Source organism: Corallococcus sp. 4LFB (genome assembly GCF_046520365.1).
Lineage (GTDB): Bacteria > Myxococcota > Myxococcia > Myxococcales > Myxococcaceae > Corallococcus > Corallococcus caeni.
This window is the reverse complement of record NZ_JBKGHJ010001182.1, coordinates 1-675: the sequence shown is the minus strand read 5'-3', so window position 1 is coordinate 675 and position 675 is coordinate 1. Positions and strand designations below refer to the sequence as shown.

The following is a 675-nucleotide window of genomic DNA, read 5'->3' as shown; positions in this document are numbered from 1 at the left end:
GCTGGTGGACGTGGGCGCCGTGTACGTGGCGGGGCGCCGCGCGCGGGACGGGCGGCGCGGCTGCAGCCCGCGCAGGTGGTGACGGTGGTGCTGGAGGAGGCGGGGCAGAGTCCCCTGGAGGCCGCGAAGCCGGCGGCCCCCTTGCGCGTGCTGTTCGAGGACGCGGACGTCATCGCGGTGGACAAGCCCGCGGGCCTGAACGCGCAGCCCACGGAAGGGCGCGTGGGCGGAAGCCTCGTGGACGTGGTGAGCGAGCACCTGGGCCGGCAGGCGGGCCTGGTGCACCGGCTGGACCGGGAGACCTCCGGGGTGACGGTGTTCGGCAAGACGGCCGCGGCCACGTCCTCGCTGGCGGAGGCGTTCCGGGAGGGCACCGCGCGCAAGCGGTACCTCGCGGCGACGGGGCCGGGGCTCGCGGCGGGCGGCACGGTGGACCTGCCCTGTCGAAGGACCCGTCGCGGCCGGGGCGCTGGCGGGCGACCCGCGCGGCCAAACGTCGTGCCCGCGTGGACGGACTACCGGACGCTGTTCGCGGGGGACGCGTTCTGCCTGGTGGAGCTGCTGCCGCGGACGGGCCGCACGCACCAGCTCCGGGCGCACCTGACGGCGCTGGGGACCCCCATCCTGGGGGACGCGCGCTACGGCGGCGCGGGGAGCGCGGGGAGGCTGATGGCG

Annotated in this window: 1 protein-coding gene; it reads left to right on the top strand. The window is 77.6% G+C overall.

The features are described 5' to 3' along the window. The coding region (locus ACLEQD_RS44805; RefSeq protein ID WP_410391978.1) for an RluA family pseudouridine synthase at positions 1-675 on the top strand (675 nt) is incomplete at both ends.